The organism is Nonomuraea sp. NPDC003709 (genome assembly GCF_040610775.1).
Taxonomy (GTDB): Bacteria; Actinomycetota; Actinomycetes; order Streptosporangiales; family Streptosporangiaceae; genus Nonomuraea; species Nonomuraea angiospora_A.
In genome coordinates this window covers 81,791-96,981 of record NZ_JBEXMW010000027.1, presented here as the reverse complement: position 1 = coordinate 96,981, position 15,191 = coordinate 81,791, and the positions used below count along the sequence as shown (strand labels likewise).

Genomic DNA, 15,191 nt, shown 5'->3' with positions numbered 1-15,191 from the left:
TCTCAGGAGGTCGCGGGGCGCCAGCTGGAGAGGATGAACACCACCAGGAGGGTGGTCATGAGGGCATCGCCGACATGCAGGACGTACAGCCCCACCGGGTACGACTCGTGCAGGACGGAACCGGCGATCATCATGGCCTGGAACCCGAGCCACACCAGGAGCCCGAACCCCACGGCCTCGCGCCGCGTGCGGATCTGGAACCGGCTCAACAGCACGGCCATGACCAGCACCTCGATGAGGTTCCTCCCGAGCTGCCCCGCGAGCTCCCAGGGCTGCGGCGCGGCGGTGGCCACGCCGCGCAGCGACGCCCACACCCCGCCGAAAACCATGTAGTAGACGGAGCTCGCAACGAGCGTCGCCACCGCCGCGGCCCCTACGGCCCAGTAGTTGATTCTGTTCATGCCGGTCATTGTGGGCAGCCGCGCAGGAGGCGGACAAAGGCTATCTCCGCATGCCAGCGATGAGTCTGGCTCATCGATGGGGTGAGCGGTCCGACGTTGTTCCGACGCGGGCATCGGCGAACGATGAAGGGCATGAGACTCTCAGATCCCCCTTGCCGCCCCGGCCGTCTCTGGTTGACCAACGCCCGGCTGTTCGACGGGACCGGCGGCCCCGTCCGGCCGGCCGCCGGGATCCTCGTCGAGGACGGCGTGGTCAGGCTGGTCGGGCAGGCCGGCGACGGTGTGCCCGACGGGGCGGAGGTCGTCGACGTGGCGGGCCATACCGTGCTGCCCGGCTTGATCGACGCCCACGCGCACGTGTTCGCGACGCCGCCCGCGCCCGCCGAGGGGGCCGAGCCGCTGTGGCCGGACGTGACCGCGCACTTCCTGGCCGCGCGGTTGCGGGAGACGTTGCGCATGGGGTTCACGACGCTGCGCGACGTCGGCTCGTACGGCGACGCGGTCGTCACGGCGAGGCAGGCGATGCGGTACGGGGCCTTCCGCGGGCCGCGGCTGCTGACCTGCGGCCGGATCGTGTCGGCCACCGCGCCCGGCGGCCGGTTCTTCGACGGGATGTACCGGGAGGCGGACGGGCCGGACGAGGTGCGCAAGGCCGTGCGCGAGCAGGTGCGGCGGGGCGCCGACTTCATCAAGATCATGTCCACCGGGGCGCGCTCGGTCGAGCTGGAGGACCCGCGGCCCGCGCAGGTGACCGAGGAGGAGATGGCCGCGCTGGTGGACGAGGCGCACCGGCTCGGGTACCGGGTGGCGGCGCACGCGGAGGGCCTGCCCGGCACGGAGTTGTCGATCAGGCACGGCGTGGACACCGTCGAGCACGGCATGTACCTCCACCAGCGGCCTGACCTGCTGGACATGATGGCCGCGGCCGGGCAGATCCTCGTACCGACGCTGTCGTGCTACTACGGCGTCGCGGGCCTCTCCGAGGACGGCGCTCATGCGGCGTGGACGCCGCCGTTGGTGGAGCTCGCCGAGCACAACCTGGTCGAGGCCGCCCGTACGCTCGCCGCGGCCCGCGCGGCCGGCGTGCCGATCGCGCTCGGCCACGACTGGCAGCCGTTCTCCGACGCCGCCGTCGAGGTCGTACGCATGGTCCGGCACGGCATGAGCCCCGCCGAGACGCTGGTCGCGGCGACCGCCACGGCGGCCCGCGCCCTCGGGCTGGACGAGCGCCTGGGCACCGTCGAACCCGGCAAGCTCGCCGACCTGGTCGTGGTGGACGGCGACCCGCTGGCCGAGCCGGCGGTGCTGCGTGACCGTACGCGGATCTGGCTGGTGTTTCAGCTCGGCGAGCCCGTGGCCGGCCAGGCGCTGGAGGCCCCGCCGAGCCGCCCGGCCACCTCGGCGAACGCGCGGACCGCCGCCGTCTCCCGCTCGGCCGCCCACACCAGCGCGCTCTCCAACGACGGCAGCCCGCGCAGCGGGATCACCGACACCCCGGGATGGGTGTAGTAGTCGGACAGCGAGGCCACCGTCGGATGGACGATCTCGCCGCGAGCCACCAGCGACAGCACCTCGATCATCCGGCCCTCCCGGTGGCGGCGGCCGATCGGGCGCCCCGCCGGGGTCAGCGGCGGGTAGAGCGCCTCCAGCGTCTCGGCCGGGACCATTCCCTCGGCGTCGATCACGTGGTGGTCGCCGAGGTCCTCGGCGGTGGCGTAGCCGCGTTCGGCCAGCGGATGCCCGGCCCGCACCACCAGCGCGCGATCGTCACGCATGAGGACGGGGCCGACGACCAGGTCCGGGCGGCGGATCGGCAGCCAGTGGGCGACGACGTCCAGCTCGGCACGGCGCAGCCGGCCCAGCGCCTCGCCGGGGAACGCCTCGTACACCACGACCTCGCAGCCCGGATGGGCCGTGGTGAACGCCCGTACGATCTCCGAGAACGCCGGGCCGCCCGCGGCGAAGTTGAGCAGGCTGACCCGCAGCACGCCGGTGATCCCCGACGCGATCTCCCGGGCCTCGGCCAGGGCCAGGTGGATCTGCTCGAACCCCGGCCGCAGCCGGTCGCGCAGCCGCTCGCCCAGCGGGGTCAGCCGCACGCGGCGGGAGGAGCGCTCGAACAGCCGGCCGCCCACGCGCGTCTCCATGGCGCGGATGGTCTGGCTCACGCGCGACTGGGACAGGTACATCCGCTCGGCGGCCCGGCCGAAATGCAGCTCCTCGGCCAGCGTCAGAAAGATCTCGATCTCCCGGAGCTCCACCGGCTCCCTCCGTCCTCCCGGGGAGGACCAGACTAGGGAGTGACCGGCATCTTCGCCTAGCGCGCCTGTTGAGAGAGCGCGTTCTCATCAATTCCGGCATTTATAAAGGGCTCCTCCCTGGACGGGAGAAGCCCTTTACCCTAGGAGCGGGTCCACTTCTGGTTGGCGCTGCCCGCGCAGTCCCAGATCTGCAGCCGGGTGCCGTTGGCCGAGCTGGCGCCGGTCGCGTCGAGGCATCTGCCGGACTGGGGGTTGACGATCCGGCCGGTGCCGGAATCGTAGGTCCAGCGCTGGGCGCCGGTGCCGTTGCAGTCGTACAGCTGCACCTTCGCGCCGTTGGCCGTGGCGCCGTCGGTGATGTCCATGCACTTGCCGAGCGCGCGTACCGAGCCGTCGGCGTTCCACGTCCAGCTCTGGGCGGCCGTGTTGTTGCAGTCGTACAGCTGGACGGCGGTGCCGTTGGCGGTGGCGGCGCCGGCCACGTCGACGCACTTGCCGCCGATACCGGTGATCCGGCCGCCGGAGCCGCTGGTGGGCGGGGCGTAGACGCGGACGTAGTCGACGGACATTGTCTGCGGGAAGGTCGTGGTGCCGTCGGGGTAGCCGGGCCAGTAGCCGCCGACCGCCACGTTCATGATCATGAAGAACGGGTGGTCGAAGACCCATCGGTTGCCGCCGAGGTCGGCCGGCGTCCGGCGCTGGTATTCGACGCCGTCGACGTACCAGATGATCAGGTTCGGGGACCAGTCGACGGCGAAGGTGTGGAACGCGTCGGCGAAGACGCCGCCGATCGAGTACGGGGCGCCGATGCCGCCGGAGCCGGAGTAACCGGGGCCGTGGATGGTGCCGTGGACGGTGCTGGGCTCGCGGCCGATGTTCTCCATGATGTCGATCTCGCCGCTGCCGGGCCAGCCGACCGGCCCGATGTTGTCGCCGAGCATCCAGAAGGCCGGCCAGATGCCCTGACCGCGGGGCAGTTTCATGCGCGCCTCGAACCGCCCGTACGCCCTGGTGAAGGTGGCGGCGGTGAGCAGGCGGGCGGAGGTGTACTGGCAGGTGCCGTAGTGGCACTGGTAGTTGGCCGGGTTCTCGCGGCGGGCGGTGATCACGAGGTTGCCGACGCCGTCCATGGCGGCGTTGCGGGTGCTGTCGGTGTAGTACTGCTGCTCGTTGTTGCCCCAGCCGCTGCCGCCGATGTCGAAGCGCCACTTCGACTGGTCGACGGCACTGCCCGCGGCTGCGTTGAACTCGTCGGACCAGACCAGCGGCCCGGGGGCGGGGGCGGCGCCGGCGATGCCCACCAGAGGGGCGAGCAGCGCGACGAGAACGGCGCCGACGGTGAATAACACTCTGAAATGGGGGGTGCGGACCATACTGATTACCTCATCCGATCCACGGCTGTCGCTTTACGGAAACAATCCGGCAACATCACACCCATTGTCAAGAGAGCGCTCTCTCACGGACGGACTTCTGGTCAGCCGTTCTCGAGGGTGAGCAGGCCGCGGCGGAAGGCGACGGCCACGGCGGCCGCGCGGTCGTTGACGCCGAGCTTCGTGTAGATGTGCAGCACGTGGCTCTTCACCGTGGCCTCGCTGATGAACAGGCGCGTGGCGACCTCGCGGTTGGTGGCGCCGTCGGCGATGAGCTGGAGGACCTCCAGCTCCCGGGCGCTCAGCGGGTCGGCGGGCGCGCGGACCTGGCCGAGGAGCCTGGTGGCGACCGACGGGGAGAGTACGGCCTCGCCCCGCGCCGCCGTACGGACCGCGCGCACGAGCTCGTCGCGGCCGGTGTCCTTGAGGAGGTAGCCGGTGGCTCCGGCCTCGATGGCGGGCAGGACGTCCCGGTCGGTGTCGTAGGTGGTGAGCACGAGGACGCGGGCCGCGATGCCCAGCCTGGCGAGCTCCTTGATGGCCGAGACGCCGTCCATCCTGGGCATGCGGAGGTCCATGAGGATCACGTCGGGGTCCAGCGCCCGCGCGAGCTCGACGGCCTGCGCGCCGTCCCCCGCCTCGCCGAGCACCTCGAAGTCGGGGTCGCCGGCGAACATGCCACGGATGCCGTCACGGACGATGGGATGATCGTCGGCGATCAGCAGCCGGATCACGGTCTCAACCACGGGCCACCGCCGGGACACTCGCAGAAATCGGGACCTCAGCCACGGGCCACCGCCGGGACGCTCGCGGAGATCGCGGTGCCGAAGCCGGGCTCGGACTCGATCTCCAGCGTGCCCGCCACCCGGGTGACCCGCTTCCGCATCGAGGTCAGGCCGAAGCCGCCGCCGTCGCCGACCCGCTCGGGGTCGAACCCGGCGCCGTCGTCACGCACGTCCAGGGTGACCACATCCTCCATGTACGACAGGGTCAGCCCAACCCGCGACGCGCCGGCGTGCTTGGCCGCGTTGGCGAGGGCCTCCTGCGCGGTGCGGAGCAGCGTCTCCTCGACCTCCGGATGCATGGGACGGACCGTACCAGTGATGGTCAGATCCGCACGTACCCCATTGAGCTCCCCCCACTGAGCGACGACCTCCGCCAGCGCGTCGGGCAGCGGCGCCGCCTCCAGCTGCCCCGGCCCCACCGCGTGCACGGAGCGCCGGGCCTCGGCCAGGCTCTCCCGCGCCAGCCGGATCGCGTTGTCCACGTGTCGCCGCCACTCCTCGGTCCGGTGCGCCGCCTGGAGTTGGGTGATGATGCCGGTGAGGCCCTGGGCGAGCGTGTCATGGATCTCCGCCGCCATGCGCTGCCGTTCGTCGAAAACGCCTGCCTCGCGGGCTTGGACCAGCAACTGGGCGTGCAGTCCGGCGTTCTCCTTCATGGTCGCTTCGAGCTGCGCCACCATCCGCTTGCGCTCGGCGCTCCGCTCGGCGGTGATCTCGCCGACGAAGCTGAACAGGCCGACCAGGGCCACGATGGCGGTGGTGAAGAACAGGAAGGCGAGGATCCCGGTCGGGGTGGGGTCGGGCGGGCCGCCGTTGTAGGTCGCGACGCTGATCGCCGCCGTGGCGGTCACCCCGGCGAACCGCCATTTCCCCTTCAGGTACTGCCACGAGTGGAGATATCCGGCGAAACCAAAGAAGCTCGCGAACCACACCCCCTGCGTACAGAGCGCTCCGATCAGCACCACCAGCCCGGCCACGTACGCCACGCCCCGGGGCACCAGCCAGATCCAGACGGCCGCGAGCGCGGCCAGGGCGAGCATGACCCACGGCCTGCCGCCCGTCTCGCCGGTCAGCAGGGAGAGCACTGTGGAGGTCCCGAGCAGGACGTACGGAGCGGCCGCCATCTGGCGCTCCAGCAGCCGCTCCCATCGGTCGAGCCGCCCGGTCATACCTCACTACTCCCAGCGGAAGAACTTGGCCGCGGCCATGCTGATGACCACAGCGTACGCGGCCATCACGGCGAGCAGCAGCGGGCTGGGAGCGCCACCTTCCCAGACGTCCCGCAGGCTCTGCCGGAACGCGCCCAGAGGGGTGAACTCCCCGATGCGGGCCACGAAAGCGGGCATCTGCTCCGCGGGCTGCATGAGTCCGGCGAGGTAGGCCATCGGGAAGTACAGCAGGACCCCGATCCCGTTGGCGCTTCGGCCGTTCTTGGCCAGGGCCGCGATGAGCAGGCCGATGGCGAACATGGCCGCCGTACCGAGCAGGAAGACCAGCACGCCGGGCAGCACCTGGGTGGGCAGGTGGGCTTTCAGCACGGTGCCGGCGACCGTCACCAGCAGGGCGCATGCGGTCAGCGCGAGGACGAGTTGCAGGAGCAACTGGACCACCAGCATGTTCACCGGGCGTACCGGTGTGATGGAGAGCCTGCGCAGGATGCCGCGCTCGCGGTAGGTGGCCATGGTGGTGGGCAGCATGTACAGGCCCACGAGCCCCACGGCGATCGCCAGCGCCATCGGCAGGAGCACGGTGTCGCCCGGGCCGATCGAGCTTCCGAAGACGACCATGATGAACAGCGGGATGAGCAGCGAGAACATCGCTCCGGGTTCGCGGGTCAGCAGCTTCAGTTCGACTATGGCGAGCTTGGTCATGATCTTCCTCCGTCGGTGGATGAGACGTTCGGTCGTCGGCGGGTCCATCAGCCAGGACCTTCGTCGGCCTGGACGCCGGCGGTGAGGGGGCGGACCTCCGGGAGACGGACGTCAGGGCCCGTCGAACGAACGGCCGGTCAGCGCGACGAACGCATCGTCAAGGGTGCGCTTGTCGATGCGCAGATCGCTGACCAGGACGTGGTGACGGGCGAGCTGCGCGGTGACCGCCGTGGCGAAGTCGCCCCTGCCCGTGACGACCACCCGCTCTCCCGTCCTGTTCACGCCGGTCACCCCGGGCAGCCCACCCAGCTCGACCATGTCCCCCGCCATCAGCGTGAACCGCATCTGGTGCTCGGCATCGATCCCGTCGACCAGCCCGGCCGGGGTGTCGAGCGCGACCACCCGGCCGCGGTCGAAGACGGCCACGCGGTCGCAGAGCTCCTCCACCTCGTCCATGAAGTGGCTGACCAGCACCACCGTCACGCCACTCGCCCGGACCCGCTGGATCAGCTCCCAGGTGGTACGGCGAGCCTGCGGGTCGAGCCCCGTGGTCAGCTCGTCGAGGAACGCCACCCGCGGATTGCCCACCAGAGCCAGCGCGATGAACAACCGCTGCTTCTGCCCACCCGACAACTTCCCGAACCGGCCGTTGCGCTTGTCCGCCAGCCCCCACTCCTCCAGCAGCTCCCGCCAGTCGCGCGGTTCGGCGTAGAAGGAGGCGTACAGGTCGAGCGCCTCCCACACCTTGATGTTCTCGGGGAGCTGCGTGTCCTGGAGCTGCACCCCGATCTGCTCACGCACCCGGGGCCCGTCCTGGACCGGGTCGAGCCCGAGCACCTTGATCGACCCGCTGTCGGCCCGCCTCAGCCCCTCCACACACTCCACGGTGGTGGTCTTCCCGGTGCCGTTCGGACCGAGGATGCCGAAGATCTCGCCCTCCTCCACGGAGAACGACACCCCATCCAGAACCGTCAGGTCCGCGTACTTCTTGCGGAGGTCTGTGACTTCGATGACTGCCATGGCTCAAGCATCGTTTTCCCGCCCCCCGGACCGAATCGATCTGCCGGCCATGCTCTCCGGTGAATGCTGCTGACCCGAAAATCCACCGAACGGTTGATGCGCCCCGCCACGCGCTTCGACCTTACCCGCGCATCGGCCGTCACCACGGCACATGGCGGGACGTAGTACCGCTCGAACGCCACAGCACCATCGCCGCCTGAGCGAAGGGACATGCATAAGGAAAAAGACTTCGACCGCCGTTTGCGGCTCCAGCGCACGGAAACCAACCCCCCGAAAATAGTCCACCTGGCGCTCTCTACCGACAATCACCCGCTTCGGAGAAACGCCCATATTTCGGGACTTTGATACGTTCCGGGGGGATAATATGACCAAATTTCCTAATATCGCCTGGGTTCTTGCGGTCGGTGCCGCGCTGACTGGTGGGGTCATGCCCGCGGGCGCTCCTGCCATCGCCGCATCCGCTGTCACGAGCCGAGCACCTCAGAACCAGAATCCGGATCCGCTGGCCACCGTGCCGGCACCGCGGGACGATCGGACCGCCGCGGCGATGCGGGAGTACGTCCGGGACCTGGCCCGGAAGGAGCAGTTCACCGGCTCGGTACTGGTGGTACGGCATGGGCAGGTGCTGCTGCGTACCGCTGCCGGCGCGGCCGACGAGGAGAGGCACATCCCCAACCGGCCCGACACCGTCTACCGCATCGCCTCGGTCACCAAGCAGTTCACCTCGATGCTCATGCTGAAGCTGCGCGACCGCGGGTTGCTCGGCCTGGACGACCCGATCTGCCCGCATCTCATCCCGGCATACATCGAGACCTGCCCGCAGGCGTGGCGGCCCGTCACGATCCGCCAGATCCTCACGCACACGTCCGGCATCGTCAACATCCAGGATCTGCCGGGCTTCTATGCCGAGCTCTCACAACCGACCACGACCCGGGCGCTCATCCAGCGGTTCGTGCACAGGCCGCTGGACTTCAAGCCCGGGACCAACTGGAAGTACAGCAACGGCGGCTATGTCCTGGCCGGGGCGATCATCCAGGCGGTGACGCACCAGCCGTACGGCACCGTACTGCACGAAGAGATCACCGGCCCGCTCCAGCTCCGGCACACCGGCTACAGCCGGGGCAATCCGCCCGCCGGGTATGCGAAGGGCTACTTCACGGTCGGATCGCCGGCCCCGCCCACCAACGGCTCCCAGGCGTTCTCCGCGACCGGCATCTACTCCACCGTGGACGACATCGCCCGCTGGGACCGGTCGTTCGGCGCGGATCTGGTCGCGCCGCCCGCCACCGTCAAGCAGGCGTTCACGCCACAGGCCCCGTGTCCCCCGAACGGCTGTCTCACCCTGCCATCGACCGCGTACGCCTTCGGCTGGGCCGTCGACCGGCTCCACGGGCACCGGCTCCGGTACCACCACGGACTTCTTCAGGGCTATGCGGCGATGAACATGTACCTGCCCGATGACGACATCGAGGTGGTCGTGCTCAGCAACGTGCAGGACACCGACACGTACGGCATCGGCCGCCACCTCGCCACGATGGCCCTCGAGTCTGCGGACGCGGAGCGATCCTCGCGATGACGGGGTGCCTGTAACGGCGAAGCCCGGCGATGGCGTGGGGGTGCCGTCATGGCCTGAGCAAGGAACCTTGGGAACGAGCTGAGGCGCCGCCCTTCGATGGTGGCGCCTCAGTCGTTCAGCTCTGTGCCCGGTTGACGGCTGCCGGTTTCGGGCGGTGGCTCAGCTCCGCAGCCCCAGCGCTATCCCGCCCTGTGCAAACTGGGCAAAGCCCTCGGACAGCCAATCGCTTCCCGGCTGGGCAGCGCGCCGTCACTGTGCGTGCTTCCATTTGATCCGATCTCGGAGAACACGAACGTAGTCGAATCCCTGAGCTTCCAACTGCTGCACGACCCACTGAGCAGCACGATCGTCCGGATCAAGTTCCCGCAGGTGGAATCGGAGGCTCTCGATCGCCTTCCGCTCACGGATCTTGCGCCTCTTGGGGAACAAGTCCTGCGGAAGGTTGTGACACACGTCCGCGATCATGCGCATGTGCTCCAGATGTCCCAGGGCCGTGTCCGTCTCCCCGGCAGCCAACGCGCGCTTCACGAGGTGGCTGTCGGCTCGGATCTCCATGAACCCCATGGCCATCAAGAGCCTTACGGCCTCCTGCGCCGAACCACGTTCCAATCCGGCGGGCCGGTCACGCGCTGTCCGCCTGTCTTCCATGAACGTGAAGCAGGAGCAGTGGCCCGCACGTTCTTCAACGCAGCGCGGGTGCTCGCAGCTGTGGTCGTGCCGGTGATCACGGGACCACCGACGAAAGCCCCGCCCGATGCCCTTCGCACGTCGCGCTGTCCGATACTCCTCCCACCGTGACAGCGTCTTGGGAAGCTGCTGGAACCGCGTCATGGGCACAGACCTGTGAAGTCCGCTCTTGATGAGCGCACCGTCGTTCATCCTGAGCACCACGGCCGCAGAGATACAGCCTTCCACGGGCACATCCCACGGCCTACGTGGCCAAGGGATCACATAGTGCGTTCCCCCCGGAGCAAGGTGAGCGGCCAGAAGCTCGGTGGCCTGCGGCTCGGCGGAACCTGAGGCCTCTCGCAACAACTCGATCATCGTGGCCGTGTCGACGGCACGAACGGTCCGAAGCACCCTGGGCAACACCGTGCCGTGATCAGGATCTTTCGCCACAGGCCAGAGAAGTAACCACACGAATATCAGCCTGCCAGCGGAGGTGGCGACATTGCCCCCGCAAACACGAAAACGCCCCGGAGCGTTTCTCGCTTCGGGGCCGAAACGCCGCCGACCAGGCCCCGACCATCCACACGCGTCCGTCAACGTCCCTGATCGTCTGCCGCGGTTGTCACTCAGTCACTCCACCAAAGAGGGTAAGCATTCACCGCCTGACGTTCCGGAGCCGGTCGTACCGTTGCACACCTCTGAACGATCACACAGCGCCATCAACAGAACCCGAAACGCACAGGCCGTGAATGCTTACTCATGGTGACCAACTTGCCGTGTCACCGCGACACCCTCGCCTCTATTTCAGAGTCTCGTAAATCCCTTTCGCCGTCATAGACGGCACCGGCCGACCGGACGCCGCCTCAGCGTCGAAATCAAACCTGCCCAGCTCCGCAGTTCCCGTCTCCGCCTGGTGGGACAGCAGATAACACTTACCGTACAGCTCGAACGGAGCGAGCGTCGTCCACCCCGTCGCCCAGTTCTGCTGCCACACATTGCTGTACGAGCCGTCCTGGTCGAACTTGTCAAGACTCGCTTCGCCCGACCCGTTCTTGTACGACAGGAGGTAATACTCGCCGTAAGCCTTGAAGGGGACGATTGTCGTCCACCCCGTCGTCCACCCCTGCTGCCATACCCCGCCGTATGAGCCGTCCTTGTGGAATTTACTGAGATCCGCGTTTCCCGACCCGTTCTTGTACGACAGAAGGTACGGCTCGCCGTACAGCTCGAACGGAGTGAGCGTCGTCCACCCCGTCGTCCACCCCTGCTGCCACACATTGCTGTACGAGCCGTCCTGGTCGAACTTGTCAAGACTCGCTTCGCCCGACCCGTTCTTGTACGACAGGAGGTAATACTCGCCGTAAGCCTTGAAGGGGACGATTGTCGTCCACCCCGTCGTCCACCCCTGCTGCCATACCCCGCTGTATGAGCCGTCCTTGTGGAATTTACTGAGATCCGCGTTTCCCGACCCGTTCTTGTACGACAGAAGGTACGGCTCGCCGTACAGCTCGAACGGAGTGAGCGTGGTCCATCCCGTCGTCCACCCCTGCTGCCATACCCCGCTGTATGAGCCGTCCTTGTGGAACTTGCTGAGGTCCGCGTTTCCCGACCCGCTCTTGTACGACAGGAGATAATACTCGCCGCATAGCTCAGACGGAGTGAGCGTCGTCCAGCCTGTCGTCCACTGTTCTTCCCAAACTTGAGTTATTTGCATAATGGGAGTCTTACTTGATGTCGGACGGGTGTCAACCGGCATGAGCGATCGGCATGATCCGCCTTTCCCGATCGAGTGAATCCGATGTAAGCATTCACGTCGTGCACAGGCCCGCGGAGGAGGCCTGTGACTCCCCGACGCCACCCGGCCGTGCTCACCAGTTGTGATCACGACCGAGTGGCCTGACAGCAGTCTTGCAGCCCCCCAGGTCACAGCAGATGACCTGGGCCCCGCGCAGACACGAGTTTCGGTCAGGACAGTCGGGGATGAGTCCGGCGGTCGCGGCCGTGACAACGCTGCGGGGCGCGTTTTCCCACGTCGCGTTGCCCGCTAAGTGCTTTATGTCAAGCCGTCCTGGAGCTCCCGGTCACGCACTGTCGCTTTGGGCCGTGTGCCTTGATTCTTACCGGCATCCCTACTCGTGGGCGTGCGCTTGGCATAGGCGCTCCGAACCGGCCGGTTCCACGACCCCTTCACGTTGAGAAACGGGCATCTGAGAGCACTTCTAAGCGCTCCGAGGAGCTTTGCGACCCCATCCCCGGCGCGCGACGCGCGATTCTAGCCACGCGTTAGTTTAAGTACTACAGCGACCCCTCAGAAGAAAAGGACGCGTGACAATCGCGACGCTAGCAGAAGAGCGCGCCGAGAAGCTGTTCGAGCAGTTCGAGGAGTTTGACAACGACGGCGACGGCATGTTCGACCAGGCCGACATTTACATGCAGATCATGTGGTTGTGCATGGACCCTTGGAACGCCGGCAAGCTCGAGGAGGTGCGCAAGCTCATCTCCGCGAGCAACCAGATGTGGCCGGAGCTCAGCAAGCAAAGGTGCATTGAGGCCTTTCAGGCCCCCGGCTTTATCGACGGGTTCGCCATCCCATTCCAGCTTGCGCTCTTTAACATGAGAGACCTTGACAGCGACGGCCGACTGTCGCTGAACGATGGATGCTTTGGCAAACAATGGCGGGCATGTCCGAGGGAGAGGCCGTGACACAGTTCGAGCAGGCTGACAACGACGGCGAGGGCTATTTGACGCGCGTGGCGTATCTCCAGCTCCTCAAAGGTAGTACGCGAGGCAACTGGCAAACGTCAGCGGACCCCTCCTGCCCGCCTACCGGACGTCGCCCCATGCCGTGACCTGCGGATAAGACGCTAATGTTTGGATGGTTTAGCTTCCGCTCGCCCTTGCAGCGAGAGGAAGCACAACCGCGTCGACGTCGTCGCGGTACCCCCGCTGTAGGGGTGGCGCTTGCGGTTCGCGCTCCCGCCGCGCCCGACGCACCGCCCGCAACCGAGCCTTCTCCCCCGTGTCGGCAAGCTCAAAGGCAAGCAACCCGAACTGCCCGAACCCGCCCGGTGCTCCATCCGCCGCCGCTACGCCGAGGGCGAGGTCTCCCTCACAGACCTCGCCACCGACTACAGCATCGGCCGCTCCACCATCCATCGCATCATCCACGACCCCACGAACCGACCGGCCCAGGCTCCGCAACCGGTCAGTTCGTGGGGTCGTGGTCCGGGGCGAGGACGCCGGGGATCAGGCGATGGTGAGAGGTCCGTCGGCCAGGTACGCCGCCAGCGGACCGGTCATCCGGTCCCGTGTCGGCGGATGCAGGTCCAACCCGTTGGCGTAGGTGGCGAGGTGGCCGACCTCATCGGAGGCCATGGAGTCGAGGTCGCCGAGCAGTTCGACCGCGCGCGGAACCACCCGGGAGAGGGTGTCCTGCACGCAGTACCGGACGTACAGCGAGTCGGCGAGCGTCGACTCGTCCAGGCTGCCGTCGTCGATCCGGCGGGCGACGCCCTCCGCGGCCGACATCGCGCCCTCGGCCTCCACCAGCAACTGGACCCGCTCGGACTCGGGCACCCGGTTGTTGAGCAGCACCCGCTCGACCAGTGCGCTGGCGGCCCCGAGGTAGCTACCCGTCATCAGCAGCTGGAACCAGGCGAAGCCCGCGGTCAGCATGACCTCCGGCCGCCCGTCGGGGGCCGAGGCCTGCACCAGCAGCTCCGGCGGCACCAGGACGTCGTCGAGAGTGACCTGCTCGCTGTCCGCCCCCGCCCCGCCGACGCTCACACCCTCGCTTTCTGCGGACACCAGCGCCACCGCCGGTACCTCGCCACCGTCGTCGCCCCAGCCGGGGACCATGACACTGACGGCGAGCACGTCCATCGATCGGGCCAGACTGCACGGGCGCGTCCTCCCGCTGACCGACAGCCCGTCGGGCCCCGCCGTGGCGGTCATCGGGGAGAGGGTTCCGGCGCCGGGGCGCTCCTCGGCGAAGCCGAACGCCACGAGCTGGTTGCCGGCGGCCACCCCCGCGACAAGCATCGACTCCTGGCCATCGTCGGGGGTGGCCAGACCGACCAGGGTGGCCATCGAGAAGTGGTGCAAGATGGTGGCCACGGCCAGCGACGGTGCCCTGCTGCCCAGCGCGCGCTGCACCCGCAGGGCGTCCAGGGCGGTGGCTCCCCGCCCCTGCTGGGCGATCGGCGCCAGCAGCCCGGGGCCGCCGCTGTCGCGGAAGAGCTGGATGCCGGGACTATCGGGGCCCTCCAGCTCCATGAGGGGTAACGCCCGCAGGCTCTCGTCAAGCCCCGGCAGCAGCTTCGCCACAGTGGCGCGTTCCCGCTCCAGAAACCGCATATCCTCTCCCACTTTCCCTGGGACGACCAACAAGGATGGGCAACAAGCCGATCAAGCTCACTCACAACGCAGCGCCGAGGAGGTCGCATGGCTCAAGGGGGCCACCACCCCCACCCCGCCTGAACGGGGCAGGCGGCAGATCTAGCCACAGGGGTCCACCCTGGTGATCAGTACCCTGCGTTGATCAGTTCGTCGGCAAGAGACTCGACGACGGGAATCGATTCCGCCATTTGGAGTGGGGCGTCATACTCCGCGACGATGATGCACTGTTTCGTCTGCACCACGATCGCACCGGCGTGTCTGGGATCGTAGTTGATGGAGTGAGTGGTCTTGAGGAAGAGGGAGCGCTCGTCGCCCCCAGAGGTGAGGAACTTGTTGCCGGCCAGCACAAGACCGCCGACCTGATCCTCTCCGCCGCTGAACACGGCCCTGCACTCCTTGCTGAGCTGACTCTGCTCGGCGGCACTGAGCTCATATCCCTCGGACGCAGCCAAGATTCCGCCGTCCAGCCCGACGATTGCCGCCCGGTTGACCTTGCCGGAGCCGATCAGATCGTCGTCCACATAGCGCTGCCACTCGCCCATACACAGTCCCCCAGTTGCAGCCCGGCCATGCCAGGCGATCCAGTATTTGTCATCGTCCAGTAGCTCGACCGAGTGATCAAGGCCCTCCACTGGGGCCAGTGCGATGAGCCCCAAAGTAGATTATTGAGATGCCGGTTCGAATCCGGCCCGCGGCTCCAATCATGCCGCGGTGGCTCATGGCAGAGCGCACGTCGTCAGGACTGACCTGTCCTCTTAAATGCCGCTGGCGCCGCTACATGGCGGCAACATCGAAGGCCCCCGGCATGGGTAGTCCGGGGGCCGCTGCTTTTCGCTGCCC

General features: G+C 67.8%; 13 protein-coding genes and 1 pseudogene. 3 read left to right on the top strand and 11 right to left on the bottom strand.

Going from position 1 to position 15,191, the window contains the following annotated elements:
• Positions 1-2: 2 nt before the first annotated feature.
• Entirely contained in the window at positions 3-401 is a 399-nt protein-coding gene (locus ABZX61_RS53270) for a DUF1761 domain-containing protein (protein WP_355207614.1), read from the bottom strand.
• Positions 402-524: 123 nt separating this feature from the next.
• Between ABZX61_RS53270 and ABZX61_RS53265 the strand changes: the two are divergent.
• A pseudogene (locus ABZX61_RS53265) lies at positions 525-1,727 on the top strand (amidohydrolase family protein); the annotation flags it as partial.
• A gap of 11 nt (positions 1,728-1,738) precedes the next feature.
• Here ABZX61_RS53265 and ABZX61_RS53260 read toward each other — a convergent pair.
• From ABZX61_RS53260 to ABZX61_RS53235, 6 genes are all read right to left on the bottom strand, one after another.
• The gene (locus ABZX61_RS53260) at positions 1,739-2,662 is read right to left on the bottom strand and encodes a LysR family transcriptional regulator (protein ID WP_355207611.1); all 924 of its coding nucleotides are present in this window, start codon (positions 2,660-2,662) and stop codon (positions 1,739-1,741) included.
• A 140-nt stretch (positions 2,663-2,802) separates the two neighbouring features.
• On the bottom strand, positions 2,803-4,011 hold the full coding sequence (locus ABZX61_RS53255; RefSeq protein ID WP_355207609.1) for an RICIN domain-containing protein: 1,209 nt from the start codon (positions 4,009-4,011) through the stop codon (positions 2,803-2,805).
• 125 nt (positions 4,012-4,136) lie between these two features.
• On the bottom strand, positions 4,137-4,778 hold the full coding sequence (locus tag ABZX61_RS53250) for a response regulator transcription factor (RefSeq protein ID WP_355207606.1): 642 nt from the start codon (positions 4,776-4,778) through the stop codon (positions 4,137-4,139).
• Between the two features lie 35 nt (positions 4,779-4,813).
• Complete coding sequence (locus tag ABZX61_RS53245; RefSeq protein WP_355207603.1) at positions 4,814-5,986, bottom strand: sensor histidine kinase; 1,173 nt, start codon at positions 5,984-5,986, stop codon at positions 4,814-4,816.
• A 6-nt stretch (positions 5,987-5,992) separates the two neighbouring features.
• Positions 5,993-6,688, bottom strand: coding sequence for an ABC transporter permease (locus tag ABZX61_RS53240; protein ID WP_350737523.1), 696 nt, complete (start codon positions 6,686-6,688; stop codon positions 5,993-5,995).
• A gap of 111 nt (positions 6,689-6,799) precedes the next feature.
• Positions 6,800-7,708, bottom strand: a complete 909-nt coding sequence (locus tag ABZX61_RS53235; RefSeq protein ID WP_355207600.1) for an ABC transporter ATP-binding protein — start codon at positions 7,706-7,708, stop codon at positions 6,800-6,802.
• Positions 7,709-8,219: 511 nt separating this feature from the next.
• Between ABZX61_RS53235 and ABZX61_RS53230 the strand changes: the two genes are divergently transcribed.
• Positions 8,220-9,284: a serine hydrolase domain-containing protein gene (locus ABZX61_RS53230; protein ID WP_355207597.1), complete on the top strand. Its 1,065-nt coding sequence runs from the start codon at positions 8,220-8,222 to the stop codon at positions 9,282-9,284.
• Between the two features lie 249 nt (positions 9,285-9,533).
• Here ABZX61_RS53230 and ABZX61_RS53225 read toward each other — a convergent pair whose 3' ends face one another.
• Both ABZX61_RS53225 and ABZX61_RS53220 read right to left on the bottom strand, forming a co-directional pair.
• Entirely contained in the window at positions 9,534-10,424 is an 891-nt protein-coding gene (locus ABZX61_RS53225; RefSeq protein WP_355207594.1) for a hypothetical protein, read from the bottom strand.
• 328 nt (positions 10,425-10,752) lie between these two features.
• A complete protein-coding gene (locus ABZX61_RS53220) occupies positions 10,753-11,709 on the bottom strand; it encodes a hypothetical protein (RefSeq protein WP_355207591.1) in 957 nt (318 codons plus the stop codon).
• 569 nt (positions 11,710-12,278) lie between these two features.
• On the opposite strand from ABZX61_RS53220, the gene ABZX61_RS53215 reads away from it, so the two are divergent.
• The gene (locus ABZX61_RS53215) at positions 12,279-12,656 is read left to right on the top strand and encodes a hypothetical protein (RefSeq protein ID WP_355207589.1); all 378 of its coding nucleotides are present in this window, start codon (positions 12,279-12,281) and stop codon (positions 12,654-12,656) included.
• 543 nt (positions 12,657-13,199) lie between these two features.
• Here the strand turns inward: ABZX61_RS53215 and ABZX61_RS53210 are convergent.
• Both ABZX61_RS53210 and ABZX61_RS53205 read right to left on the bottom strand, forming a co-directional pair.
• Positions 13,200-14,309: a hypothetical protein gene (locus tag ABZX61_RS53210; RefSeq protein ID WP_355207586.1), complete on the bottom strand. Its 1,110-nt coding sequence runs from the start codon at positions 14,307-14,309 to the stop codon at positions 13,200-13,202.
• A 167-nt stretch (positions 14,310-14,476) separates the two neighbouring features.
• The gene (locus tag ABZX61_RS53205; protein WP_355207583.1) at positions 14,477-14,893 is read right to left on the bottom strand and encodes a profilin; all 417 of its coding nucleotides are present in this window, start codon (positions 14,891-14,893) and stop codon (positions 14,477-14,479) included.
• Positions 14,894-15,191: the final 298 nt, after the last annotated feature.

Bases quoted from the DNA above. Each gene is read 5' to 3' on its own strand.
- ABZX61_RS53205 (WP_355207583.1), bottom strand. From the start codon at position 14,893: ATGGGCGAGTGGCAGCGCTATGTGGACGACGATCTGATCGGCTCCGGC.
- ABZX61_RS53270 (WP_355207614.1), bottom strand. From the start codon at position 401: ATGAACAGAATCAACTACTGGGCCGTAGGGGCCGCGGCGGTGGCGACG.
- ABZX61_RS53240 (WP_350737523.1), bottom strand. From the start codon at position 6,688: ATGACCAAGCTCGCCATAGTCGAACTGAAGCTGCTGACCCGCGAACCC.
- ABZX61_RS53245 (WP_355207603.1), bottom strand. From the start codon at position 5,986: ATGACCGGGCGGCTCGACCGATGGGAGCGGCTGCTGGAGCGCCAGATG.
- ABZX61_RS53210 (WP_355207586.1), bottom strand. From the start codon at position 14,309: ATGCGGTTTCTGGAGCGGGAACGCGCCACTGTGGCGAAGCTGCTGCCG.
- ABZX61_RS53220 (WP_355207591.1), bottom strand. From the start codon at position 11,709: ATGCCGGTTGACACCCGTCCGACATCAAGTAAGACTCCCATTATGCAA.
- ABZX61_RS53235 (WP_355207600.1), bottom strand. From the start codon at position 7,708: ATGGCAGTCATCGAAGTCACAGACCTCCGCAAGAAGTACGCGGACCTG.